Genomic DNA, 22,901 nt, shown 5'->3' with positions numbered 1-22,901 from the left:
AATCCTTCGTACAATGTCTTAGAGCGATTGAATTCAATTCGTTTATCAGCTCGAACCGCCCCGGGTTCGCCGGATGAGTTCAAGGCACGCACCAACGCCTGGTCGCGAAAGGAAGGTTGTTCCAAAGTACACTTAGCTCGGCATTGGTCGTGACGCTTCCAGTCGTAGAGCGCGCATTCAAGGCAATCGAAACGTCTGCAACCCCATCGGGCCGCTCAAAAACCATCCTGTGTTTGACACGCGTCTCTTGCGTATTTGTACCCGATATATCCAATGAATGCACGATGCTTGTTTCGTAACTGAATACCGTATTGGTTTGCGCATAGGTCGTTTCGAGCAGTGGTTGATGCCAGCCCATTTCAATCATGCCGCCAGGACTTGCTGTCCAACGCTCCAATTCACCTACTGCATTAGTTGCATGAGGTTTTTGCGCTGGCAGATCCTGCACCGGAGGTAGTGATTTCTTCAGATCAGAAGGCTCTCGCTGCATACTTGGTATGTACAGCACGCCGCTATCCAGCAGGATATCTTCGGTGCGTGTAAACGTGTGGACTAAAGGCCAGTAGGATGAAGACAACGCAACGCGCAGCCTGTGCCCCTTGCGAACGCGATAGGCGGTCGAGTGAAGCTTGATATCGGCGGTAAATTCGCCGTTGCCAGCCGCTGTTTCGGTACGATCCAAGTTATCGTCGAGCGACAGATTTCGAACGCCATAACTGATGCGCGCGGCGATGCCGTCGGGGTTCACATCATTAAGCCTGGCGATGATTTGGCCCGGCTGGCCGCCAGCGTTTCCGCTCAATCGCACAACAATCGAGCCGTAGATTATCAAGTCTTCGGTCAATGGAGCCATTTCAAAAACCAAAGAACGGCTATCGTCCGGGTTTTGATCCAGCGGCAATCCACCCATACGACCAAAATATCCTGTATCTCCTGCACATTGCCCAGCCGTCACATCTGCGGGAATTTTCCAAGGCGTCTCGGTGTTTACTGTTTCAAATGCACACAGAGATAGGTCCACCACCACCGTTTCTTCGCGCGCTGGGTTGCTTTGAACCCACTTTCCCGACCTTTCGTCCAAAGTGTCACCGGGAATATCGAATTCGCGCATCCACGTTCGCAGGCGTGGCCATTTTGGTGCTTCAGACCTGTCCGACTTCAACCAATAATCCCACCAGTCAAGCGCAAGTGCTTGAAACCCGATCGCTGGCCCTGGTGTACCATGGTCTGGGTAGTGATGGCCCCAAGGGCCAACCACCCCCCACACCAGATCAGGCCGCGCGTCAGACAAAGACATCACCGAGTTTGAGTAGCGATCGCTCCACCCGCCAACCGACAAGATCGGAACGGTAAGTGAATCTGCATTATGGATGACAGAACCGTGTCGCCAATACTCTCCTCGGTGCCTTTCACGCAGCCAATTCTCAAGCGGGAAGGTGAGGTTCTCGATCCTCTCTTTCCAAAGAGATTGCCAACCTGCCCCTACATTCGGCGTCGGCGGCGAGGCTAGGATCGAGGGCAGCGTTGCACCCCATTCGAATGTGTCAGACAACACGCACCCACCCATATAGTGGATGTCATCCTCAAACCGATCATGCGTGGCGCAAACGGCTATCGTCGCCTTTAGCGATTCAGGTGCGTTGACACTTGCCTGAAGAGCAGCAGTCCCGCCCCATGAAGTTCCAAACATTCCGATGCGCCCATTGCACCAGGATTGCGCGGCCAGCCACTCGATGACATGTCGCGCGTCATCAAGTTCAGCATTGGCATACATGTCAGGCATATGCCCTTCGCTGTCGCCAGAACCTCGCATATCAACGCGGATGCAGGCATATCCATGGGCTGCAAAAAAGGGATGGTTCCGCTCGTCGCGCGCGCGGACCATGTCAGACTTACGATAGGGTATGTATTCCAGGATCGCTGGCACGGGCATTTGCTTTACTGGACGCCAGAGCCGAGCGGCAAGTCGCACGCCGTCCGGCATCTCGATCCACAAATGGTCGGTCTCTGATACTTCAAAGGGATAGACGGCTTGGTCTGCCATGTTGATCCGCTATTTGCACATTACGCCTGCTTCACTTCTGCAAATTCATAACAAACTTGCAATAGGCCCATAATATTCGACCTTTGATAGAATTTGACATTAAAATTCTAGTCTGATTTCATTATTTGCACTAAACATCCGCTCATCCAAACTCTGAGAGCAATATGCCTTCTGACAATGTCGTCGCCTTACCCTCTGCAATCTCCTCGTTAGGAAGCGAAGTTCGGCAGCTGCGCAAAGCACGCCAACTCACGCTGAAACAGCTCAGCGAAGGGGCCGGAATATCACTCAGCCACGTGTCTGCGATCGAACGCGGCGTGTCGAAACCGTCAGTTGACGTCTTACAGGCCATTGCCAGCGCACTCAGCGTTACGCCCGATTGGTTCTTTGCCCGCCGCGCAGGGCCCGGCCCGATGGAACAGGCATTTGTCGTTCGCGCTCAGAACCGGCGCGCGCTTAACACGCTGTATGGTCAGGACGCGGCTGAGTTAGGATATACTGATCAACTTCTTTCCAGCTCGATCGGAGGACAATTCTATATGGGCCTCGCAGTCTATGCGCCCCATTCCGAGCGCCCGGAAGAGCGACTTCAAAAGCACGAGGGTGAAGAGCACGGGTTGGTCCTGGAAGGCGAACTCGAGATGCGGATTGGCGATGAATTTATCACGCTTCGCGCCGGAGACAGCTATAGCTTTGACGCGCGCATACCTCATCATGCGCGGAACCGGACCGATCAGGTTTGCCGTTTGATATGGGCGGTGTCTCCGGTCGTGATACCCAAGGATGTAGCTGAACCTCGGACTTCGGATCTGGAAACTTCAATATGAGCCACGATGCCCTCTTACAGCCCTATCAGCTGAAACACCTGACCCTGAAAAACAGGATCATGACAACCAGTCATGAACCCGCCTACCCCGAAGACGGAATGCCCAAAGAGCGTTACCGCGCCTATCATGAAATGCGCGCAAAAGCAGGTGTCGCACTGACGATGACTGCAGGATCGGCCACGGTTAGCCGAGACAGCCCGCCTGTGTTCAACAATATTCTCGCCTATAAGGATGAAGTTGTGCGCTGGATGGGCGAGCTTACCGATGCCTGTCATTCCCATGGCTGCGCCGTAATGATCCAACTGACCCATCTGGGTCGGCGCACAGGCTGGAATAAAGGGGATTGGCTGCCCTCGGTATCCTCTTCGCACTATCGCGAACCGGCGCATCGGGCCTTTCCAAAAAAGGTTGAAGATTTCGATATCGAGCGCATCGTGGCTGATTACGCCGATGCCGCAGAACGGATGCAAGCGGCTGGTCTGGATGGGATCGAGTTGCAGGCCTATGGTCACCTGCTGGATCAGTTCTGGTCCCTGCTGACGAACACTATGGATGCTCCGTTCGGAGGGAGCCTCGACAACCGGCTACGATTTGGAACCATGGTTTTGGATGCGATCCGCGACCGTGTCGGTCCGGATTTCATTGTCGGGGTTCGTTTCACCGCAGATGAAGCCGAACAAGGCGGTATAACCGAGGAAGAAGGGCTCGAGATCGCGCGAAGGCTGCGCGACAGCGGTCAGGTAGACTTTCTGAACGTCATTCGAGGGCGCATACATACCGATCCGGCATTGACGGATGTGATCCCGGTTCAAGGAATGAAAAGCGCACCGCACTTGGATTTCGCTGGACGTGTGCGAGCCGAGATCGGAATGCCGACCTTCCATGCAGCCCGCATCCCGGACGTTGCAACGGCCAGGCACGCAGTGGCTTCTGACTTGCTGGATATGGTCGGTATGACCCGCGCGCATATGGCTGATCCAATGATCGTGAGCAAAATCAAATCCGGAAAAGAAGACGAAATCCGCCCTTGCGTTGGCGCGACCTACTGCCTTGATCGCATTTATCAGGCTGGCGAGGCCCTGTGCATTCACAACCCCGCGACGGGGCGCGAATTATCGATGCCTCATGTCATCCCGGCCGCTAAAACCCGACGTCGCGCAGTCATTGTCGGCGCAGGCCCCGGAGGGTTGGAAGCTGCCCGGGTCGCGGCAGAGCGCGGGCACGAAGTGACAGTCCTGGAAGCCGCCCCCGAGCCTGGAGGGCAGGTACGCCTGACGGCGCAATCCAAGCGCCGGGCCGAGATGATCGGGATCATTGATTGGCGTATGGCGCAGTGCGCCGCGCGCGACGTGCAGTTCCATTTCAATTCGTTTGCAGATACCGAGGACGTGACCGCCCTGTCGCCTGATATGGTCGTGATCGCAACAGGTGGACTGCCAGATACAACAATCCTTGATTCGGGCAATGAACTAGCGATTTCCGCTTGGGATATCCTATCAGGCGACGTGCTACCGGGTGAAAATGTGCTGATCTATGATGATGCCGGCGACCATCCAGCACTTATGGCCGCAGAGGTCATCGCGGCCGCCGGTGCAAAGGTTGAGATCATGACCCGCGACCGCAGCTTTGCACCCGAGGTGATGGGGATGAACCTGGTGCCTTACATGCGCGCCTTGCAAAAAACCCGCACCGTTTTCACCGTTGCCAGAACTTTGACAGTTTTGGAGCGTTCAGGAAATCAGCTGCAGGCCACAATTGGTACGGATTATTCTGACCTGACCGAGAACAGGCAATATGATCAAGTGGTTGTCAATCAAGGGACGTTGCCATTGGACGACCTGTATTTTGATCTCAAACCCCTGTCACGCAATCTAGGTGCGGTTGATCAAGACGCACTGGTCAGTGGTGATGGTACGCTGTTTCCCCAGAAAAACCCTGAAGGCCGCTTTGATCTTTATCGGATCGGGGATGCCGTATCTTGCCGCAACACGCATGCGGCGATCTACGATGCTTTGCGCTTCGGAATCAGGTGGTGAAAATCGCCACTCCACCCTCAACGGCCAGCAGTTATCTATAGTTTCACGAGAAAAATGATTAAAAATTCTTGCAGAAAACAAATCTTAACGTAATGATCCCGTATGCCACGTGATTAAGCGGGGGAATTCGTGAGCAAGGGACCAGCTAAAAAGTCTGATCAATCTGCAACCGAAGAAAGCCTTGCGGCCTTTGGATCCGAAGTTCGTCAATTGCGAAAAACACGGCAGATGACGCTTGCGGAACTGGCACGCATCAGTGGTGTTTCTGTCAGCCATCTCAGCGCGATCGAACGGGGTACCGTCAGCGCCTCATTACGTAAAGTTTCACAAATAGCGGATGCATTGGCTGTCCCTGAAGAATGGTTCTTCAATAGGCGTCTGGGTACTGGGCGGCTCGAACGCAACCATGTTGTACGCCACACAAATCGTCGAAATTTGAATCTGCTGTATGACGAATCCGTTGAAAAAAGCGGGTATTCTGACCAACTGCTTTCCAGCTCTATCGGTGGCGCATTTTATCTGGGCATCTCTGAATACCTGCCCCACTCAGAACAGTCGGTCGAAAGGTACGCCTCCCGCGATGGCGAGCTGCATGGCATCATTGTTGATGGGGAATTGGAGCTTAAACTGGAGGATGAAACTATCACCCTTCGATCTGGTGACAGCTTCAGCATCCCTGGCGATATCGTTCACACAATCAACAACGTCTCGGACAAGCCTGCACGACTGATTTGGGTGAATTCACCGGTCATCATTCCGAAATATGTGGAATCCGATGCCACTGAAACGTTGCCACAGAAAGAAAAGAAGAAAAGCGCATCTGCTGGCGGCTAAATCTGCGGGCCTAGGGCCTGCGCTCAACCTCGTCGGGATAATCCGACAAGAATGACAACAGGGAGTCATCTCATGAGTTCAATGTTCAAAGGCGACGTATCACGCCGTTCGGTTCTGGCCGGTGCCGGTGCGCTTGGCGCGGCCAGTCTTGCGTTTCCGCATATGGCCGTCAGCGCGGATGGAAAGATACTGACCGTTCGGTCCTATAGCGACCTTCAAATCCTCGATCCTGCCTTCCGGCTGTCTTTGCCCGAAGACCATATCATCAGCTCGATTTTCGCGCCGATGGTGGCGTCTCAGCCCGGGGATACTTGGGGTTGGAGTCCGGTTGCCGTCGAAAGCATCGAGCAGCTGGACGATCTGACCGTCGCCTTCAAATTGCGCGACAAGATCGGCTTCACCGACGGCTTTGGTCAGATGACCGCCGATGACGTAAAGTTTTCTATCGAGCGGATCGCAGATCCTGCCAATGAAAGCCCCTATGCAGGCGACTGGAGCGCCCTGAAAGAGGTTGAGGTCAAGGACACCCTATCGGGCCTGATCCATCTGAAGAACAAGTTCGTACCACTGTGGACAACCACTCTGCCGACACCTGCCTCTTGTATCGTTTCGCGCAAGGCGTTTGAAGAAATCGGGGGTAAGATCGGGGCTGAACCGGTGGCGCAATCCGGTCAGTATATACTGACCGAATGGGTCCCCAAGCAAAGAACCGTTCTGAAACGCAACCCGGATTGGGCGTATGAGCCGGGTGGGTATGAAGAGATCCACATTCTGCCGATCGAAGACCCGGCGACAGCCGAGCTTGGCTTTGAAGCGGGCGATCTGGACTACACCTGGACCTCGGTTTCGTCGCTGCCGCGTCTCAAGGAAAACCCGCCTGCGGGCTCGGTTGTCGAAGAAAAACCCTCGCTCGCCTATGTCTGGCTGGGCATGAACCAGGATAACGAAGCGTTGAAAGACGAGCGCATCCGCCGCGCCATTCAGCACGCGATTGACCGGCAAACCGTGGTTGACGCCGCCTATTTCGGCGCCGCAGCCGTGGGCAATGGCATCATCGCTCCGGGCCTGCCCGGCAGCCGGGACAGCGTGACCTATGATTATGATCCTGACAAGGCGCGCGCATTGCTGGCCGAAGCGGGTGCGGAGGGCATGACGGTCACCCTGGATATCCTGAACCAGTCGGAACGTCTGACAGCGGCGCAGGTCATTCAGGCCAATCTGGCCGAGGTCGGCATCACCTGCGAGATCAAGCAGAACGACAGTGGTACGTTCTGGACGCTGGGTTCCAAGGATGGCGACTATTTCATGGATCTGCAGTTGGTGCTCAGCCGTTTCTCGATGAACCCCGACCCCAGTTGGGCAACGGTCTGGTTTACACCGGAACAGGTTGGCGTCTGGAACTGGGAACGCTTTGACAACGCCGAATACAAGGCCCTGCACGAGGAAGGCCTACAGGAAAGCGATCCGGCCAAGCGCGACGAGATCTACAAGAAGATGCAGGGTCTCATGGATGAAAGTGGCTGCTATGTCTTCCTGACGCATGAGGTCGTCGGGCTGATCCACAAGGATACGGTAAGCCCGGGCTTGCAGCCAAACGGTGACCCGTTGTTCCCGAAGTTCAAACCCGCCTGATCCACGCAAACGGGCGGCGAACAATCGCCGTCCGCACGCCTAGAGGGGGCGCGTATGATAAGCTACTTCTTCAAACGGCTTGGGCTGGCCGCTGCGATCGTGTCAGTCGCCATGTTCCTGCTGTTTTGCATGATCTATCTGATCCCCGGCGACCCGGCTTCGGTTGCGCTGGGGCCTCGGGCGACCGAGGAAATGCGCGCCGCCCTGCGCGAGAAAATGGGGCTGAACCAGCCGGTTCTGGTTCAGTTCTGGAATTTCTACATCGGCGCCTGGACTGGCGATCTGGGCGACGAAGTTCTGTCGGGTCGCCCCGTCACAACCGTTGTGTTCGAACAGCTGCCATACACGTTGGCCCTGATCGTCGGCGGCATCACGTGGTCGGTGGCACTGGGCATTCCTCTGGGTTGCTGGGCGGCTGTCAGCCGGGGCAGCTGGGCTGACCGGATCGTTGGCATCCTTTCCGTGGCCGTGATCGCAGTGCCTTCGTTTGTGATTGCAATCTATGCCCTATTGATCTTCGCCGTTGAACTGCGATGGCTGCCCGCAATTGGTGCCGGGGAACCCGGCAATCTCGGCGATCAACTCACACATTTGATCTTGCCGTCTCTGGCCGTTGGCTTGGGTTGGGTCGGATATATCGCCCGCATGGTTCGTGCCTCGATGCTCGAAGTGCTTGAGGCCAGCCATATCCGCACCGCGCGTGCCTTTGGCCTGCCGGATCGAACAATCACATATCGGTATGCGCTGTCGATTGCGATCCTGCCCACGGTGACCCTTCTGGGCGTTGGAATCGGTCAGATGCTGTCCTCGGCAGTGTTTGCCGAGATCGTCTTTGCACGCCCCGGCGTTGGCAAGCTGGTCTATGACGCCATCCTGACCCGTAATTTCCCCATCGTGACGGGCACTGTCCTTATCACAACCGTTCTGTTCGTTCTGCTCAATCTGTTGGCAGACCTCATCATCGGAGCTTTGGATCCCCGTGTCAGAAGCAGTTTCTAACCCCGCCCCCGGGCGCATGGCCGAACTTTGGCGTCCGATCCGCAAAATCCTGCGCGAGCCTCTGGGCGCGTTGGGATTGTTCCTTGTGCTCTTCGTCATCTTCGGCGCCTTGTTTGCCGATCTGCTGACCGGCTGGGACCCAACAAAAATCAACCCGCGCGACCGCTTTCAAGGCCCAAGCGGTGAGCATCTGATGGGCACCGACCAATTGGGGCGCGACCTGTTTGCGCGCGTTCTCTATGGCGGGCGCATCGCGCTGTTCGTGGCGCTGGTTTCGACCGCCGTCTCGCTGGTGATCGGTATCATCCTGGGTTTGATCGCGGGCTATGGACCGCGTTGGCTGGACAACCTGATGATCCTGATCTTTGACGCGATGAAAAGCTTTCCGACCGTGATGCTGGCCCTTGCGCTGGTCACCCTGATGGGGCCGTCGCTGACCGCTGTCATGGTCGTGGTCGTTCTGGTCACAGTGCCCGGATACGCACGGATCATTCGGACCCAGACCATCGCCCTGAAGACCTCGGAATATGTCACTGCCGCGCAAAGCATGGGCGCCTCTTCGGCTCGTATCCTGAGGGTACATATTCTGCCCAACGTGATCGGACCGCTCGTTATCCTTGCGTCGATGGACATTCCTGTCGTCATCGGCATCGAAGCGGGAATGAGCTTTCTGGGCCTCGGCGTTCGTCCGCCCACCCCTAGCTGGGGATCGATCCTGAATGACGGGTTCACCAATATTCGCGACACCGCCTGGATTGCGATCGCAGGCGGCGTGCCGATCATCATCACAACACTGGGCTTTACATTCCTCGGTGAGACGCTGCGGGACGTATTCGACCCCCGGCTGAAAGGACGCTGATGACCACTCTGCGTATTGAAAACCTGAATGTCAGCTTCTCGACCGAGGCCGGGCCGCTACATGCGTTGAAAAACGTCAGCTTCGATGTCCCTGAGAACCGGATCGTTGGCATCGTCGGCGAATCCGGCTGCGGCAAGTCCACGCTGATCAATGCCATTCTTGGCCTACTGGCTGACAATGGCAGTATCGACAGCGGTTCAATCTTGTTTGAGGGGCAGGATGATCTGACCACCCTATCCCCGTCGCGGATGCGCGACCTGCGCGGTCCGCGCATCGCGACCGTGTTTCAAGACCCGATGGGAGCGCTGAACCCGGTGATTTCGGTGGGTAAGCAGATGCTAAATATCCAGTATCGCTCTTCTCTGTCAAAAGAGGAGAAGATGGAACGTGCGGTCGAGATGCTGGAACTGGTTCGCATTCCCGACGCTCGCGCGGCACTGGCACGATATCCGCACCAGTTTTCAGGCGGGATGAAGCAGCGGATCGCCATCGCCATGGCTCTGATGATGGAGCCCGCATTGTTGATCGCGGATGAGCCTACAACAGCGCTGGATGCAACGTTGGAAGTGACGACGATCGAACTGCTCAAGGATCTGCAGCAAAAGATCGGCTGTTCGGTCATGTTCATCTCACACCATCTCGGTGTCATAGCCGAACTTTGTGACGACGTGGTGGTCATGTATGCCGGAGAAGTGGTCGAGCGCGGCACGGTCCGGGAAATCTTTCAGGACCCACGCCACCCCTATACGGCGCGACTGCTGGAATGCGATCCAGCAAGACAGAGCGAACGTACCCGCCACCTACCAACCATCCCAGGCGAAATACCTGACCTAAGGGCGCGGCCCGCGGGTTGTATTTTTGCCAATCGATGCGACCGCGTCAGTGACGTATGTTCGGCGCCCCCACCCGATAAGGACATCGGGGACGGTCACTTTGCCCGCTGCTTTGTCGCGGAGACCCCAGCAGAAACCGGAGCGATGGCATGAGCAGTGATCCCATTCTTAAGGTCGAAGATGTTCAGGTCTCTTTTCCGGTCGGGGGGCTAGGACGGAAAAGCGCGATCCTCGGCGTGGCCGGGGTCAGCTTTGAGGTCAACAGGGGTGAGACCTTTGCCCTTGTGGGTGAAAGCGGCTCTGGCAAGACGACGCTTGCACGTGCCGTAAATGGCCTGCAAGAGATCAGCGCCGGGACAATAACGTTCGAGGATCAGCGTATCGACGAACTGAACCGCAAGGCTATGAAGCCGGTGCGCAAGCGCATGTCGATGATGTTCCAGGACCCCGTAGGATCGCTCTCGCCCCGCATGACCGTAGGCGATCTGGTGACCGAGCCTTTTCGTATCCACGGCAATGAGGGCCGCAACCTTCGGGATGAGGCCGAGCGACTGCTGACGCTAGTGGGCTTACCCACAAGCTTCGCATCGCGCTTTCCGCATCAGCTATCGGGCGGACAAGCCCGTCGTGTCGGTGTCGCGCGTGCTATCGCGCTGGATCCGGCCCTGATCATCGCAGACGAGCCTACAGCCGGACTGGATGTATCCGTTCAGGGCGAGGTACTGAATCTGCTGAACGATCTACGCGAACGACTTGGACTGGCGATGGTGATCATTACCCACAATCTGCACGTGGTACATCATGTGGCTGACAGGACCGCCGTAATGTATCTGGGTCGGTTCGTCGAAGCCGGAAACACCGAAGAAGTCTTTGGCGCACCGCAACACCCTTACACTGCGGCGCTTCTGTCGGCCAATCCAGAACCCGACCCGGACAAAACCCATGACCGGATCACCTTGCCTGCTGAGGTGCCGTCATTGCTGGCCCGGCCATCAGGGTGCGAGTTCCATACCCGCTGCCCCTGGGCGCAGTCGCGTTGTAGTGTTGACGCTCCAAACCGTCAGATTACAGATGGACGCGCCGTTGCGTGCCATTACCCGCTAGAACCCGGGGCCCGCCCACCCGAACTAAAAGAAAGAGCAGCATCATGAGCCCAATTGAGGTCATCGAAACCCTTTGGATTCCCATGCCTGACGGAACCAAACTTGCCGCGCGGTTGTGGTTGCCCGAAGAGGCAAAGACCAACCCAATGCCCTGTATTCTTGAATATATCCCTTATCGACGCCGGGATCGCACGCGGATGCGCGACGAAAGCATGCATCCGCATTTCGCCGCCGCCGGGTATGCCTCGATTCGCGTTGATATCCGGGGCTATGGTGACAGTGAAGGTGTGGCCGAGGACGAGTATTCGCATCAAGAGACCCAGGATGGCCATGACATCATTCAGTGGATCGCGGATCAGGATTGGTGTGATGGAAATGTGGGTATGTTTGGAAAAAGCTGGGGGGCGTATAATGCGTTCCAAGTCGCAGCCAAGCGCCCCCCCGCATTGAAGGCCATTGCGCCGGTCATGGGAACCGATGATCGCTGGCGCGAAGATATCCACTTCTACGGCGGTTGTCTCGCCAACGACAACTTCTGGTGGGGCTCGATCATGCAGCTCTACAATGCCATGCCGCCTGACCCGCAGATCGTCGGTGCAGACCGCTGGATCGATATGTGGCGCGAGCGGCTGCAAGGGGCCGATTTCTGGCCCGCCATGTGGCTGGAACACCAAACCCATGACGAAATGTGGCGGCGAGGTTCGATCTGCGAATACTACGCTGATGTCGAAATTCCGGTGTATTTTTTCGGCGGATGGATGGATTTGTATCGCGACACACCGTTCAGGATCGCAGAGCACCTCAGCGGACCGGTTAAGATCCTGATGGGACCTTGGGCCCATCTGTACCCGCATGAAGGCGTGCCAGGCCCCAAAGCCGATTTCGTCGGTGAGGTCCTGCGGTTCTGGGATCACCATCTGAAAGGCATCGACACAGGATTGATGGATGAGCCGCCACTGCGGTTCTATATGCAAGACAGTGCGGCACCTTCCGGCACACATTTGCACCGAGACGGGCATTGGGTCCAAGAGGCCAGTTGGCCCTCACCAAATGTACAAGATTATGCGCTTTGGCTTAATGATGGGCTACTGGACACAGAACCCAAATCAGGTCCGACGCTGTCCATATGTTCGCCGCAGACATTTGGGGCTGCTGCTGGAGACATGTGTTCATTCGCCATTCCCGGCGATATGGCTGAAGACTGTCGGATCGAGGCCGGAGGAGCGCTGCAGTTCAAAGCCGCGCCGCTTGCAAAGGCTATGGATATATTGGGACAGCCCTCAGTCGACATCACACTCTCAGCTGATCGCGAACAGGGCTTTGTGGCCGCGCTGTTGATCGACGAAGCCCCAGACGGCAAACAAACACTGATATCTCGGGGATTCTGTAATCTGAACCACCGGACCAGCGATACAAATCCCCAGGCGATCACGCCCGGCGAGGAAATGACCGTGACAGTCCCGCTCTACGGAACCGGTTACCGCGTGATGCCCGATCATCGCATCGTTCTGCAAATCGCCTCGGCCTATTGGCCCATCCTCTGGCCATCGCCTGAACCCGTCACGCTGACAGTGCAACCGGGGTCATCGCGGTTGAAACTACCGCTCCGCAGCCAGACTGATAACGCTACGGAGCCTCGTGCGCTGCCCGAACCCTCCCTGCCCTCAGCGAAGCCCCGCAAAACGAAGGTCAGAGCAGGCTCGATGGAGCGGTCTGTTCATACCGACCTCACCAATGGTGAAATGACTCATAGGTTTTTCCTTGATGGCGGTGTTTTTGGCCCCGTGGGTGATTTCCGCCTTGATGAAATCGGTACAGTGCTCAGTGACGTTTCCGATCGACGCTACACGATCCATCCAAGTGATCCACTTTCTGCCGTTGCCACGATGGAACAAACCGCAGGCTTCGACCGTGAAGACTGGTCCGCCAAGATCTGGACCTACTCAGAACAGAAGGCGACCCCGACCGAGTTTCATCTGATATCGCGTCTGAAAGCGTGGTCAGGAAACGAGCTCATATTTGAGGAGGAGAAAACACATGTCATTCCGCGCAACGGAATGTAGTCGCCAAATACCCAACAAATATCGAGCCATGGTTTTGGTGCCAGGCAAATGATCGCAGGAGAGAAGTAATGTCAGCGTTCTTGCAGTTCGGTCCGCGGGCTGAGACCCACCAGCTTTCGGTTGGAGGTGTGACGATGCGTGTGGTCACGGAAGGTGAAGGGCCAGCCATAGTATTTGTGCCGGGTGGTGATCAGACTGCCGAGGCCTATTCGGAGCAGTTCGCGCGCCTGTCCGATACCTACCGATGCATCACTTACGATCCAAGAGGCGCAGGCAAAACCGTTTCCCCTCCGCCCCCTTGGAAGATGAGTGATTATGCAGCCGATTGTGCCGCGGTAGTTGATGCGTTCGCCGATGGAGAAGCCGCTGTATGCGGCCTGTCGCTGGGGGGATTGGTTACACAACAAACCGCCATCGATTTTCCAGAAAAGGTGCGGATTGCCATTCCAATGGGCACTTCAGCGTATATCAACGGATTCACCCGCGACTGGATGCAAGCCGAAATCGACCTGCGCAAAGATGGCATCACCCTGCCCGACTACTTTCTGGCCCCGCACTATGCTGTTTATGCCTTTCCTGCCAAAGCCTTGCACGAGCCCCAACTATGGGAACAGCTCAAGGCGTCTTATACCGAACGCTTCAGCGATCGCGACCCTCAGGCCACAATCGATCAGTGGGAAGCCTGTCTGGACTTCGATTGCCGCGAAGCCCTGAAGACCTGCCCGGTTCCAATGCATGTGGTAGCGTTCTCAGAAGATGTTCAAACGGCACCGGTCATGTGCAAGGTGGTTTCTGACCTAGCCATGAACGGCACATTCCACGAGATTCCCGGTCTTGGGCATGTTTCAATGACGCGCCACAAACCCGATGTCGTCGCGGATAAGCTGCGTGAAATCCTGAACACGACGTTGGTTCCAACCTGATAATCGACTGTCCACTATGAGAATAGCAATTGCTGGATTTCAGCATGAAACCAATACCTTCGTCGACACTCCAACGACGCTAAGTGATTTTGAACAGGCCGACAGCTGGCCGGAATTGCTGTGGGGTCAGGATGTTCTGGACAAGACACAGGGTATGAACCTACCCATTGTGGGTTTCGCAAAATCCGCTGAAGCGGCAGGTGCTGAAATATTACCCATTCTGTGGTGCGCGGCTGAGCCAAGCGGCAAAGTCACAGATCATGCTTATGACAGCATTACCGGTCACATCACAAATGCGCTTGCCACAATGGCGCCGCTAGACGGGGTCTATCTGGACCTGCATGGCGCGATGGTTACAGAGTCCTGGGATGATGGCGAAGGAGAATTGCTAGCGCGGATCAGAAAGGTCATCGGACCGGATCTGCCACTTGTTTCAAGCCTGGATATGCACGCAAATGTTTCAAAACGAATGGTAGATCTTTCGGATGCGATGACCATTTTCCGAACCTACCCTCATCTCGACATGGCAGAAACTGGCGCACGAGCGTTTCGGATGTTGCGCAATATCATTGCAAACGGACCACCAGCGAAGGCTTGGCGGCAAGGCTCCTATCTGATCCCGTTACATTGCCAGTATACAGAGGTTGCTCCGGCCAAAACGCTATACTCCGCGCTCGATGCATTCGACGGATCAAGCGCGCAGCTTGTGGAACTCGCCTTGGGATTTACAGCATCGGACACGCCCGATTGTGGGCCCTCGGTTCTGGCGTATGGTTCCTCTAGCTCCGATGCCGAGGCTTTGGCTGCCCAGATGCTTGCAAAGTTGCAAGCAGTTGAGACCGCATTCGATACCACATTGCTAAACCCAAAAGACGCTGTCGATGCGGCCCTAGCCACCGGTGGCATTGGGCCGGTTGTGATAGCGGATGTGCAGGACAATCCGGGCGCCGGTGCAACAGCCGACACAACAGGTCTGCTGCGCGAGTTGGTGCGCCGGAATACGCCATCGACCATTCTAGGGCTACTGCACGACCCACAGCTTGCGGCCAAAGCCCACGAGCTGGGCGAAGGTGCAGAGTTCGTGGCCGAGATCGGCGGGAAAGGTCCCGGCGACACCCCCTTCAACGCGCGCGTGAGTGTGCATCACCTCAGCGACGGCCAGTGCCATTACACAGGAGAAATGTACGGGGGTGGTATCGCTACACTAGGCCCCTCGGTCGCGTTAAGGCTGATCGGAACGCAAATCTGTGTCATCGTCACCAGCATTCGAAATCAATGTCTGGATCTGGCGCAAATTCGGTTGTTCAATTTGGAACCACAAGACGCGCGGATCGTATGCGTCAAAAGCACCGCCCACTTTCGCGCCGACTTTGAGCCCATAGCGCAGAAGATCCTGACATGTGCTGCGCCCGGACAATTTCCCTGCCAACTCAGCTGTGAAACCTACACAAAGCTGCGTTCAGGGGTTCGAATTCTTCAAAACTAGGTCGTTTTCACCTGCCTGCTGATTCCAAAACAGGCATACTTCTCTCAAAACCGCAGAGAGAGACAGGACATCCCACCATCCAATTTCGCGCAATCGGTGTTGTCGATCTCGACCACCTCGTACCCTTCGCGATCCAGCCTCTCAGCGGTGCGCGGAAATCCCGCTGCCATCAGCACCAGATTGTTAAATCGGATCGCGTTGGCGGCGGCCTCTTCCCCGTCGGCAACATGCAGTACACGGTAACCAGCAAAGCAACCGGACGCATCCAGCCTCCGGGTCGATAAGATCGTTTCGGCATCCATCAGCGAGCAATCCGTCTTGAAATGCAAAACCCCTTCGGGAGTGAATACCTCGCGCACGGTGTGGCCCCAATCGGACGTGATCCGCGCTAGCTCGGCAACGCCTTCGGCGTCGGTGCGGTCTGATCGGCCAACGAGTATTTCGCGACCGGTTACAAGTATATCTCCACCTTCGATATGGCTAGGCCCTTTGATCTCGCGGACCGTGTCGTAACAGGCACGCAGAGTTGGAGCCATTTCCGCGACCTCACCTAGGCGCGACGGCGCGCCGGGTCGCATCAGCACTGCGCCCTGAGGTAAACAGAGTGCTGTATCCTCGACAAATTGTGCGTCCGGATATGCATCGAGCGGGTCAAGCTCGATGATCTCGGCCCCCGTGCTCTTCAACGCTGCCACATAAGCCTCGTGTGCTGCAGTCATGCCGCCAAAATCGGGATTGCCGATATCCTCGGCTCGAAGCCCGCTCGCGATAGTTAAAGCGGGGCGGCGTGTGATCGCGCGAGTGAACTCGTAGGTCGGATCGGGCATTGTTTAGCCTTTCAGCGGTTCGAATTTTGGGGCGATCACTTCGATCATGGTTGGTCCAGTTGCATCGGCAGTGTGTTTCGTTGCATCCGCGCCCTGTTCGTGCCTTGGCGTCACATGACGAATGCCAGACGCTGCAAGCCCACGGTACAGCTCAACAGTGCGCACGCCGGGAATCCCGAACACGCAGCTCACGCCTCTTTGCCGAAGCTCTGCAACCAGAGCCTCACCTACAGTCTGTTTGGTCATGCAACCTCGCGCGAGGATTTGTTGGCATGGTCGATGATGCGGGTGACGGCAGTGGCGAATTCCGCATCGCTGATCGTCAGTGCGACGCGCACCCAGTCTTTCAACCCGTCCCCGAATGCAGAGCCGGGCATGACCGCCACACCGGATTGCAGCAGGTCCCAGGCATAGGCCTCGCCATCCAGACCGGTGGCCGTGACATTGATAAGCGCAAACATCCCCGCCTCGGGCCGGTGCACGGTCAATTCAGTTTCTGCCTCCAGCCGATCGGCAAGCAGGTTGGCCCGGCGTGAGAAGCGTTCGATCATGCCGGGCGCGACATCTGAGCCTTCGCGGATCGCCAGTTCGGTCATGTCCGCAATGAAGGGTTGGTTTCCGAACAGCATGGTCTCGGAAAAAGGCAGCAGCGCCTCGCAAAATGCCGCCGGACCCACACACCAGCCGCTGCGGTACCCGGGTGCGGCGTGGGATTTCGAGATGGAAGAGACCCCGATGACCCGGTCTGCCAGCTTGGGATCGGCCAGAGGTGACACAAACTCAGCGCCCTCAAAAACCAGCTCTTCATAGACTTCATCCGAGATGATCCAGAGATCATGCTTTATGGCCAATTGCCCAATTTCCGCGATTTCCGAGGCGGTCAGGATGGCGCCGGTCGGGTTGTGCGGAGTCGTCAACAAAATGGCGCGACTGCGCGGGGTAAGGCGTGCGGCAATATCATCGGCCTGCATCCGAAATCCGTACTCGGGCCGTAGCGGAACCGGCACCATTTCAGCTCCGGACGACCGCACAACGCCCTCATAAGTGGCATACATCGGATCACCGACCAGCACCTCATCCCCAGCCTCGGCTACACCGGCCATAACCGCAAAAAGAGAGGTCTGGGTGCCCGGAAAACACAGGAAGTTCTCAGGCCCAAATTCGCGACCTCGCGTGGCCGAATAGCGCTCGGCCAGCGCGTCCAGCAGGCCAGTCTCACCACGCCCGTTGGAATATCCGGTCCGCGCCGCGCGGAGCGAAGTTACCGTAGCTTCAATCAGTGAATCCGGTACCGGAACATCCGGTTCCCCTATCGTCATCTCAACGATATCGGCCCCGGCCTTGATCAGCTCGCGCGCTTTCAGATGAACGCCCCATTTTGCGCCACCCAAGCCCGCTAACCGCTCTGTAACGGCTGTGGTTTTCATGATTGCTCCACCTCTTTGGTCAATGGAATCCCTGTAATGGCGCCGACCGATTCCAGCCCGATCTGCGCCAATTGACCTTCGGAAAAGGCATCGGGCAGCGCGCCTCCCTCGAGCCACAGTCCGTCAATCACCGCGTTGCAGGCAATCGCCAGCCGCGTCGCTTCACCTGGGGCGACCGAACGCCCGCTTTCCCGCAGCGCCGCAACGATCAGCGTTTCCAGTTGATCCCGGAAATAGCTGTAAGTCCGCTGGTGAATGCGCTGCATCTTTGGATCATGCTGCACCTTGTTCAGGAACCCGGCCCACAAGGCCACCGCGCTTGGGTCTATCACCGGCGGGCGGAGCGATGCATCCACGAAATTCGTCAGCTGAGACACTGCGCCCCCCTGACCGGACGCCGCCGCCGTCTGATCGGTCAGCGTATTCATATGGTATTCATAAGATGCCTGCACCAGATCCTCTTTGGTTGAGAAATAATGCCGGATCAGCCCCTGCGTTACATTTGCCCGAGCTGCGATCCCGCGCACAGTGGCCCCGCGAATACCCACCTCTGCGATCAGATTCAGCGTCGCATGAATCAGCGCTTCCCGCCGAAACTCGGCCGACTCGCGAGTGAATTTGCGGGCGTTGTCCTGCACGTTGGGATCATCCATGGCATGAAGTTATTATACACTTGCATAATTGCGAGATTCGAGGCTTACTGCAACCCGAAATCAGAAGAATCTTGGATATGGACACAGCCAAAGCCGCCACACCCGAAGACGACGCTGCCACGATGCGAGAGGCGATAAAGGTCGAAGACCTGCACAAATCCTTCGGTCAGTTGGAGGTTTTGAAAGGTGTCTCACTAACCGCACATAAGGGCGATGTAGTTGCGATCATCGGGGGGTCGGGGTCCGGTAAGTCCACCATGTTGCGCTGCATCAACTTTCTGGAAAACCCCAGCTCGGGAAAGATCACCATCGGGGGTGAACTGGTTGAGATGCACGCCGATGGCAGCCCGTCAAACCGCCGTCAGATCGAACGAATTCGGACCCGGCTGGCCATGGTGTTTCAGCAGTTCAACCTGTGGACCCATCGCTCGCTTCTGGAAAACGTGATCGAGGTGCCAGTGCATGTGCTCAAGGTCCCCAAAGCGCAGGCAATTGCCCGGGCGCATGAATTGCTAGAGCGTGTTGGATTGGGCGACAAGGCCGACACCTACCCCGCCTATCTTTCCGGCGGTCAGCAGCAACGCGCCGCCATCGCGCGGGCGCTGGCGGTGGATCCGTCGGTTATGCTGTTCGACGAGCCGACGTCAGCGCTCGATCCCGAACTTGTGGGCGAGGTTCTGACCGTGATCCGTGATCTGGCCGCGGAAGGGCGTACCATGTTGCTGGTGACCCATGAAATGAAGTTCGCCCGCGAAGTCGCCAGCCACGTCGTCTATCTCTACGAAGGCCGCATTGAAGAGCAGGGACCACCTGCCGAGGTCTTTGGCAATCCAAAATCCGAACGGCTGAAGCAATTCCTCAGTTCGGTAGCCTGATCCAACAGAACGCAACAAAATCAACAGGGAGAATCCAAATGAACATCAAGAAACTGCTCGCATCCAGCCTTGCCGCCGCGGTCCTGTCGGCAGGCATCGCCAGCGCCGAAGAGGTCAAGATCGGCATCGCCGCAGAGCCTTATCCGCCCTTCGCCTCGCTTGACAGTTCCGGCAACTGGGTCGGCTGGGAAGTGGACGTGATCAATGCGGTCTGCGCAGCGGCGGAGCTAGAGTGTGTAATCACTCCGGTCGCATGGGACGGTATCATCCCGTCGCTGACCGGCCAGCAGATCGACGCCATCATGGCTTCGATGTCGATCACCGAAGAACGGCTGAAAACCATCGATTTCAGCGATCCATATTATAACACACCTGCAGTCATCGTGGCCGACAAGTCGATGGATATCGAAGCCACGCCTGAATCGCTAGCGGGCAAGGTGGTTGGCATTCAGGCCTCGACCATTCATCAGGCTTATGCGCAGGAATACTTCAAGGATTCCGAACTGCGTGTCTATCAAACGCAGGATGAAGCCAATCAGGACCTGTTTGCGGGCCGCATCGACGCCACGCAGGCCGACAGCATCGCCATGGCTGATTTTGTAAACTCGGATGCGGGTGCCTGCTGTGAAATCAAAGGCGCTGTTGCAGATGACCCGGCCATCTTGGGCCGCGGTGTTGGTGCGGGTGTGCGCAAGGGGCAGGATGACCTGCTGGATGCGCTAAACAAAGGCATCGCGGCCATTCTGGCCGATGGCACGCATGAGGAAATCACCTCGAACTATTTCTCGGCCAGCATCTACTAAGCCGCTGCCGTGACCGAACTGTTGGACACGCTGGGCCTGGCGCAGAGCGCAGAGCTTCTGTCGCTCTCGCCACCGGGATGGGGCAGCAATCTGCTGCGTGGATTGTCCCATTCGCTGCAGATCGCCTTTGGCGCATATGCGCTTGGCCTCGTGATCGGATTGTTCGGAGCTTATGGCAAACTTTATGGCGGGAAGGTCACACGCGATCTTCTCGCCATTTATACGACCGTGATCCGGGCTGTGCCGGAACTTGTTCTGATCCTGATCCTGTATTACGTGGGCTCGGATATCATCAACAAAATCTCCGCTACCATGGGTGGTGGCCGGGTCGAGGTCAGCGGCGTTGGGGCCGGGATCTGGGTGCTTGGTGTTGTACAGGGGGCTTATGCGACCGAGATTCTACGCGGTGCCATTCAGGCCGTGCCTCCCGGACAGATCGAAGCGGCCAAATCCTATGGGATGCCCGCCTTCATGACCATGCGCCGCGTGACAATCCCGGCGATGATGAGCTTCGCGGTACCAGGCCTCGCCAACCTATGGCTGATCGCCACCAAAGACACGGCGCTGCTTGCGGTAGTGGGCTTTAACGAACTGACACTAGAAACCCGTCAGGCGGCCAGCAGTACGCGCGCCTATTTCACTTTCTTCCTTGCGGCGGGCTTTCTCTATCTCATGGTCACACTGTGCTCGGGGGCAGTGTTTGGGCGGATCGAGAAATGGGCCCGTCGCGGACAACCCTCTCTGAAAGGAGGGGGCAAATGATCGATCTCAAATCCCTGATGCAACCGCATCGCATCGTAATGATGCTGATCTTCGCCGGGGTCGTCGTCTGGTGCGCGGTCTCGCTCAATTGGAGCTGGATACCCAACTACGCCCCGCTAGCACTTCAGGGCATCTGGACCACAATCTGGCTGCTGGTGGTCACGGTTGTTCTTGGCTTCTTTCTAGCCGTCCCGCTTGGCTTGGCGCAGGCTGTTGGCCCTTGGTACCTCGCCGCCCCGGCAAAAGCCTTTTGCACCATCATCCGGGGCACGCCACTGCTGTTGCAGCTTTGGCTGCTCTACTACGGGCTCGGCTCGCTCTTCCCGCAGTTTCCGTGGATACGCTCGTCCGAGCTCTGGCCCTACCTACGGCAAGCCTGGCCATACGCGGTTCTGGCGCTGACCCTGTCTTATGCGGGCTATGAGGGCGAAGTTATGCGCGGGGCTTTTAAAGGTGTAGCAAAAGGCCAGCTTGAGGCCGCCAAGTCCTTTGGAATGCCAAGGCTGACCATGTTCCGCCGCATCTGGCTACCACAGGCGATCCGTAACGTACTGCCGACATTGGGCGGCGAAACCATTTTGCAGTTGAAAGCAACTCCACTGGTCGCCACGATCACCGTGGTCGATATCTATGCAGTCTCGTCACGCGTGCGCTCGGACACCTTCATCATTTATGAACCACTGCTGCTGCTGGCGGTGTTCTACATACTGGTCGCGGGGCTGATCGCGCTAGCATTCCATTGGTTAGAGGTAAAGGTTCTCGGCTCTGGGCAGCGATAGCCTGCGGGTCTAAGCCAAACCTGTTGCGCCTCATTGAACCAGTCCTTGAACACTTTCCGCCCAATTCGATCAATCAGCTTCCCAGTTCAACTCAAACTCTTCGCGAAAGGCGAAGCGTTTCAGATGGTCCGTGATGACAATTTTCCATGAGTTGAGATCCCCACGTGGCCCGGTTGAAGCGTCTATTTCCAGACCTTCAGGGTTGGCTGTCATCTTAACTACGTTGCCGTTGTCAAAAGTCACTGTCCCCTGATTGGCGTCGAATTCAACCTGACCTTTATGCGACCAGTGCTTGCACAATTGTTGTAAGTATTTGCCCGCATTTTCAGTCGCCGCGTGCCCGGATGCTGTCTGCCTAGGCAACAACGCAAGACCACTTTGCGCTTTGGATCGCATACTGTTTGCGAACAGCGTGACATCAATATCCGTGGCCAGAAAAGTTACCCCGATTTCAAGGCATCTGCGCTGCATGGCCGGGTCTAACGTGAGTATTCCCGCAGCCCTGTCCGCCGCGACAATGCGTTTCAGACCGTCTTCAACCGCCTGTATGACGTCCGGGTGGCCAGCATCGCCGATGTGGCCCATATCGGCGGCAAGGTCAGCCGGTCCGATAAAGATGCCATCAACACCATCAACCGTCAGAATCTCGTCCAACGCCGCCATGCCAGCGTTGTTCTCGACCTGTATCAACAAGCAAATCTGGTCATCCGCTGTCGTAAGGTAGTCCGGGATTGCTGCAAATTGTGAAGCGCGCGCTAGGGATGAACCTACACCTCGGATACCGAATGGCGGATATCGCACCGCGCGTACCAGTTCACGCGCTTGATCCGCGCTTTCGACCATCGGAACCAAAATGCTCTGAACACCCGCATCAAGGTATTGCTTGATCATCCAGGTCTCACCAATCGGCAAACGTGCGACCGGAGCGCTGCGTGAGCCTTCGATCACGCGCACCTGTTCAAGCGTCGAGCGCAGATCATTGGGCGCATGTTCGCCATCAACCAGTAGCCAGTCAAATCCCGCAGTCGCGGCGATTTCCGCAGCGTAGGCATCAGCCATCCCGATCCAGCACCCGATCTGAGGTTGTCCGGCCTTCAGCGCGGCCTTGAAGGCGTTTGTGGGTGCGGGCATGGCAT

At 56.9% G+C, this 22,901-nt stretch carries 20 protein-coding genes and 1 pseudogene; 15 read left to right on the top strand and 6 right to left on the bottom strand.

Annotated elements, in window-relative coordinates:
- Nucleotides 1-79 precede the first annotated feature (79 nt).
- Nucleotides 80-2,044, bottom strand: coding sequence for a CocE/NonD family hydrolase (locus ACR0NN_RS05780; RefSeq protein ID WP_170723207.1), 1,965 nt, complete (start codon nt 2,042-2,044; stop codon nt 80-82).
- 164 nt (nt 2,045-2,208) lie between these two features.
- On the opposite strand from ACR0NN_RS05780, the gene ACR0NN_RS05775 reads away from it, so the two are divergent.
- The 11 genes from ACR0NN_RS05775 (at nt 2,209) to ACR0NN_RS05725 (ending at nt 15,639) form a co-directional block, all read left to right on the top strand.
- On the top strand, nt 2,209-2,871 hold the full coding sequence (locus ACR0NN_RS05775) for a cupin domain-containing protein (protein ID WP_170723206.1): 663 nt from the start codon (nt 2,209-2,211) through the stop codon (nt 2,869-2,871).
- Nucleotides 2,868-4,907 carry an NADH:flavin oxidoreductase gene (locus tag ACR0NN_RS05770; RefSeq protein WP_170723205.1) on the top strand — a complete coding sequence of 680 codons (2,040 nt, stop codon included), beginning with the start codon at nt 2,868-2,870 and terminating at the stop codon, nt 4,905-4,907. The genes ACR0NN_RS05775 and ACR0NN_RS05770 overlap by 4 nt, the downstream gene beginning before the upstream one ends.
- 129 nt (nt 4,908-5,036) lie before the next feature.
- Nucleotides 5,037-5,741, top strand: a complete 705-nt coding sequence (locus tag ACR0NN_RS05765; protein ID WP_170723204.1) for an XRE family transcriptional regulator — start codon at nt 5,037-5,039, stop codon at nt 5,739-5,741.
- A gap of 72 nt (nt 5,742-5,813) precedes the next feature.
- Nucleotides 5,814-7,373, top strand: a complete 1,560-nt coding sequence (locus ACR0NN_RS05760) for an ABC transporter substrate-binding protein (protein ID WP_170723203.1) — start codon at nt 5,814-5,816, stop codon at nt 7,371-7,373.
- A 54-nt stretch (nt 7,374-7,427) separates the two neighbouring features.
- Nucleotides 7,428-8,372 (top strand): ABC transporter permease, encoded by a 945-nt coding sequence (locus ACR0NN_RS05755; RefSeq protein ID WP_170685507.1) that lies wholly within the window; start codon nt 7,428-7,430, stop codon nt 8,370-8,372.
- Nucleotides 8,373-8,388: 16 nt separating this feature from the next.
- Nucleotides 8,389-9,231, top strand: coding sequence for an ABC transporter permease (locus ACR0NN_RS05750; protein ID WP_170685506.1), 843 nt, complete (start codon nt 8,389-8,391; stop codon nt 9,229-9,231).
- Entirely contained in the window at nt 9,231-10,217 is a 987-nt protein-coding gene (locus ACR0NN_RS05745) for an ABC transporter ATP-binding protein (RefSeq protein WP_170723202.1), read from the top strand. The genes ACR0NN_RS05750 and ACR0NN_RS05745 overlap by 1 nt, the downstream gene beginning before the upstream one ends.
- The gene (locus ACR0NN_RS05740) at nt 10,214-11,215 is read left to right on the top strand and encodes an ABC transporter ATP-binding protein (protein WP_170723201.1); all 1,002 of its coding nucleotides are present in this window, start codon (nt 10,214-10,216) and stop codon (nt 11,213-11,215) included. The genes ACR0NN_RS05745 and ACR0NN_RS05740 overlap by 4 nt, the downstream gene beginning before the upstream one ends.
- Complete coding sequence (locus ACR0NN_RS05735; protein WP_170723200.1) at nt 11,212-13,230, top strand: CocE/NonD family hydrolase; 2,019 nt, start codon at nt 11,212-11,214, stop codon at nt 13,228-13,230. Before ACR0NN_RS05740 ends, ACR0NN_RS05735 begins: the two co-directional genes overlap by 4 nt.
- 68 nt (nt 13,231-13,298) lie before the next feature.
- Nucleotides 13,299-14,153, top strand: a complete 855-nt coding sequence (locus ACR0NN_RS05730; protein ID WP_170723199.1) for an alpha/beta fold hydrolase — start codon at nt 13,299-13,301, stop codon at nt 14,151-14,153.
- Nucleotides 14,154-14,169: 16 nt separating this feature from the next.
- Complete coding sequence (locus ACR0NN_RS05725; protein WP_170723198.1) at nt 14,170-15,639, top strand: M81 family metallopeptidase; 1,470 nt, start codon at nt 14,170-14,172, stop codon at nt 15,637-15,639.
- Between the two features lie 44 nt (nt 15,640-15,683).
- Here ACR0NN_RS05725 and ACR0NN_RS05720 read toward each other — a convergent pair whose 3' ends face one another.
- From ACR0NN_RS05720 to ACR0NN_RS05705, 4 genes and pseudogenes are all read right to left on the bottom strand, one after another.
- Nucleotides 15,684-16,466 carry an arginine deiminase family protein gene (locus ACR0NN_RS05720; RefSeq protein ID WP_170723197.1) on the bottom strand — a complete coding sequence of 261 codons (783 nt, stop codon included), beginning with the start codon at nt 16,464-16,466 and terminating at the stop codon, nt 15,684-15,686.
- 87 nt (nt 16,467-16,553) lie between these two features.
- A pseudogene (locus tag ACR0NN_RS05715) lies at nt 16,554-16,712 on the bottom strand (thiamine pyrophosphate-binding protein); the annotation flags it as partial.
- A complete protein-coding gene (locus ACR0NN_RS05710) occupies nt 16,709-17,893 on the bottom strand; it encodes a pyridoxal phosphate-dependent aminotransferase (RefSeq protein WP_170723196.1) in 1,185 nt (394 codons plus the stop codon). The pseudogene ACR0NN_RS05715 and the gene ACR0NN_RS05710, both read right to left, overlap by 4 nt.
- Entirely contained in the window at nt 17,890-18,546 is a 657-nt protein-coding gene (locus ACR0NN_RS05705; RefSeq protein WP_170723195.1) for a TetR family transcriptional regulator C-terminal domain-containing protein, read from the bottom strand. The genes ACR0NN_RS05710 and ACR0NN_RS05705 overlap by 4 nt, the downstream gene beginning before the upstream one ends.
- A 77-nt stretch (nt 18,547-18,623) precedes the next feature.
- Here ACR0NN_RS05705 and ACR0NN_RS05700 point away from each other — a divergent pair, with 77 nt between their 5' ends.
- The 4 genes from ACR0NN_RS05700 to ACR0NN_RS05685 are packed head-to-tail and all read left to right on the top strand — an operon-like array spanning nt 18,624 to nt 21,765.
- Entirely contained in the window at nt 18,624-19,421 is a 798-nt protein-coding gene (locus ACR0NN_RS05700; protein ID WP_480684090.1) for an ABC transporter ATP-binding protein, read from the top strand.
- A 38-nt stretch (nt 19,422-19,459) separates the two neighbouring features.
- Complete coding sequence (locus ACR0NN_RS05695) at nt 19,460-20,224, top strand: transporter substrate-binding domain-containing protein (RefSeq protein ID WP_170723194.1); 765 nt, start codon at nt 19,460-19,462, stop codon at nt 20,222-20,224.
- Between the two features lie 9 nt (nt 20,225-20,233).
- Nucleotides 20,234-20,986, top strand: a complete 753-nt coding sequence (locus ACR0NN_RS05690; RefSeq protein WP_170723193.1) for an ABC transporter permease — start codon at nt 20,234-20,236, stop codon at nt 20,984-20,986.
- Nucleotides 20,983-21,765 carry an ABC transporter permease subunit gene (locus ACR0NN_RS05685; protein WP_170685495.1) on the top strand — a complete coding sequence of 261 codons (783 nt, stop codon included), beginning with the start codon at nt 20,983-20,985 and terminating at the stop codon, nt 21,763-21,765. The genes ACR0NN_RS05690 and ACR0NN_RS05685 overlap by 4 nt, the downstream gene beginning before the upstream one ends.
- A gap of 69 nt (nt 21,766-21,834) precedes the next feature.
- Here the strand turns inward: ACR0NN_RS05685 and ACR0NN_RS05680 are convergent, their stop codons facing one another.
- A complete protein-coding gene (locus ACR0NN_RS05680) occupies nt 21,835-22,896 on the bottom strand; it encodes an aldolase/citrate lyase family protein (protein ID WP_170723191.1) in 1,062 nt (353 codons plus the stop codon).
- Nucleotides 22,897-22,901: the final 5 nt, after the last annotated feature.

It is taken from the genome of Ruegeria sp. BA2 (assembly GCF_056539605.1).
Note: the sequence above shows the minus strand (reverse complement) of the source record. Positions and strands in the feature narration are given on the sequence as shown.

What these genes read in the sequence shown, in the direction of transcription:
- ACR0NN_RS05725 (WP_170723198.1), top strand. Translation starts at nt 14,170, where the DNA reads ATGAGAATAGCAATTGCTGGATTTCAGCATGAAACCAATACCTTCGTC.
- ACR0NN_RS05685 (WP_170685495.1), top strand. Translation starts at nt 20,983, where the DNA reads ATGATCGATCTCAAATCCCTGATGCAACCGCATCGCATCGTAATGATG.
- ACR0NN_RS05760 (WP_170723203.1), top strand. Translation starts at nt 5,814, where the DNA reads ATGAGTTCAATGTTCAAAGGCGACGTATCACGCCGTTCGGTTCTGGCC.
- ACR0NN_RS05700 (WP_480684090.1), top strand. Translation starts at nt 18,624, where the DNA reads ATGGACACAGCCAAAGCCGCCACACCCGAAGACGACGCTGCCACGATG.
- ACR0NN_RS05705 (WP_170723195.1), bottom strand. Translation starts at nt 18,546, where the DNA reads ATGGATGATCCCAACGTGCAGGACAACGCCCGCAAATTCACTCGCGAG.
- ACR0NN_RS05695 (WP_170723194.1), top strand. Translation starts at nt 19,460, where the DNA reads ATGAACATCAAGAAACTGCTCGCATCCAGCCTTGCCGCCGCGGTCCTG.
- ACR0NN_RS05720 (WP_170723197.1), bottom strand. Translation starts at nt 16,466, where the DNA reads ATGCCCGATCCGACCTACGAGTTCACTCGCGCGATCACACGCCGCCCC.
- ACR0NN_RS05750 (WP_170685506.1), top strand. Translation starts at nt 8,389, where the DNA reads ATGGCCGAACTTTGGCGTCCGATCCGCAAAATCCTGCGCGAGCCTCTG.
- ACR0NN_RS05755 (WP_170685507.1), top strand. Translation starts at nt 7,428, where the DNA reads ATGATAAGCTACTTCTTCAAACGGCTTGGGCTGGCCGCTGCGATCGTG.
- ACR0NN_RS05680 (WP_170723191.1), bottom strand. Translation starts at nt 22,896, where the DNA reads ATGCCCGCACCCACAAACGCCTTCAAGGCCGCGCTGAAGGCCGGACAA.
- ACR0NN_RS05740 (WP_170723201.1), top strand. Translation starts at nt 10,214, where the DNA reads ATGAGCAGTGATCCCATTCTTAAGGTCGAAGATGTTCAGGTCTCTTTT.
- ACR0NN_RS05735 (WP_170723200.1), top strand. Translation starts at nt 11,212, where the DNA reads ATGAGCCCAATTGAGGTCATCGAAACCCTTTGGATTCCCATGCCTGAC.
- ACR0NN_RS05770 (WP_170723205.1), top strand. Translation starts at nt 2,868, where the DNA reads ATGAGCCACGATGCCCTCTTACAGCCCTATCAGCTGAAACACCTGACC.
- ACR0NN_RS05730 (WP_170723199.1), top strand. Translation starts at nt 13,299, where the DNA reads ATGTCAGCGTTCTTGCAGTTCGGTCCGCGGGCTGAGACCCACCAGCTT.
- ACR0NN_RS05745 (WP_170723202.1), top strand. Translation starts at nt 9,231, where the DNA reads ATGACCACTCTGCGTATTGAAAACCTGAATGTCAGCTTCTCGACCGAG.
- ACR0NN_RS05710 (WP_170723196.1), bottom strand. Translation starts at nt 17,893, where the DNA reads ATGAAAACCACAGCCGTTACAGAGCGGTTAGCGGGCTTGGGTGGCGCA.
- ACR0NN_RS05775 (WP_170723206.1), top strand. Translation starts at nt 2,209, where the DNA reads ATGCCTTCTGACAATGTCGTCGCCTTACCCTCTGCAATCTCCTCGTTA.
- ACR0NN_RS05780 (WP_170723207.1), bottom strand. Translation starts at nt 2,044, where the DNA reads ATGGCAGACCAAGCCGTCTATCCCTTTGAAGTATCAGAGACCGACCAT.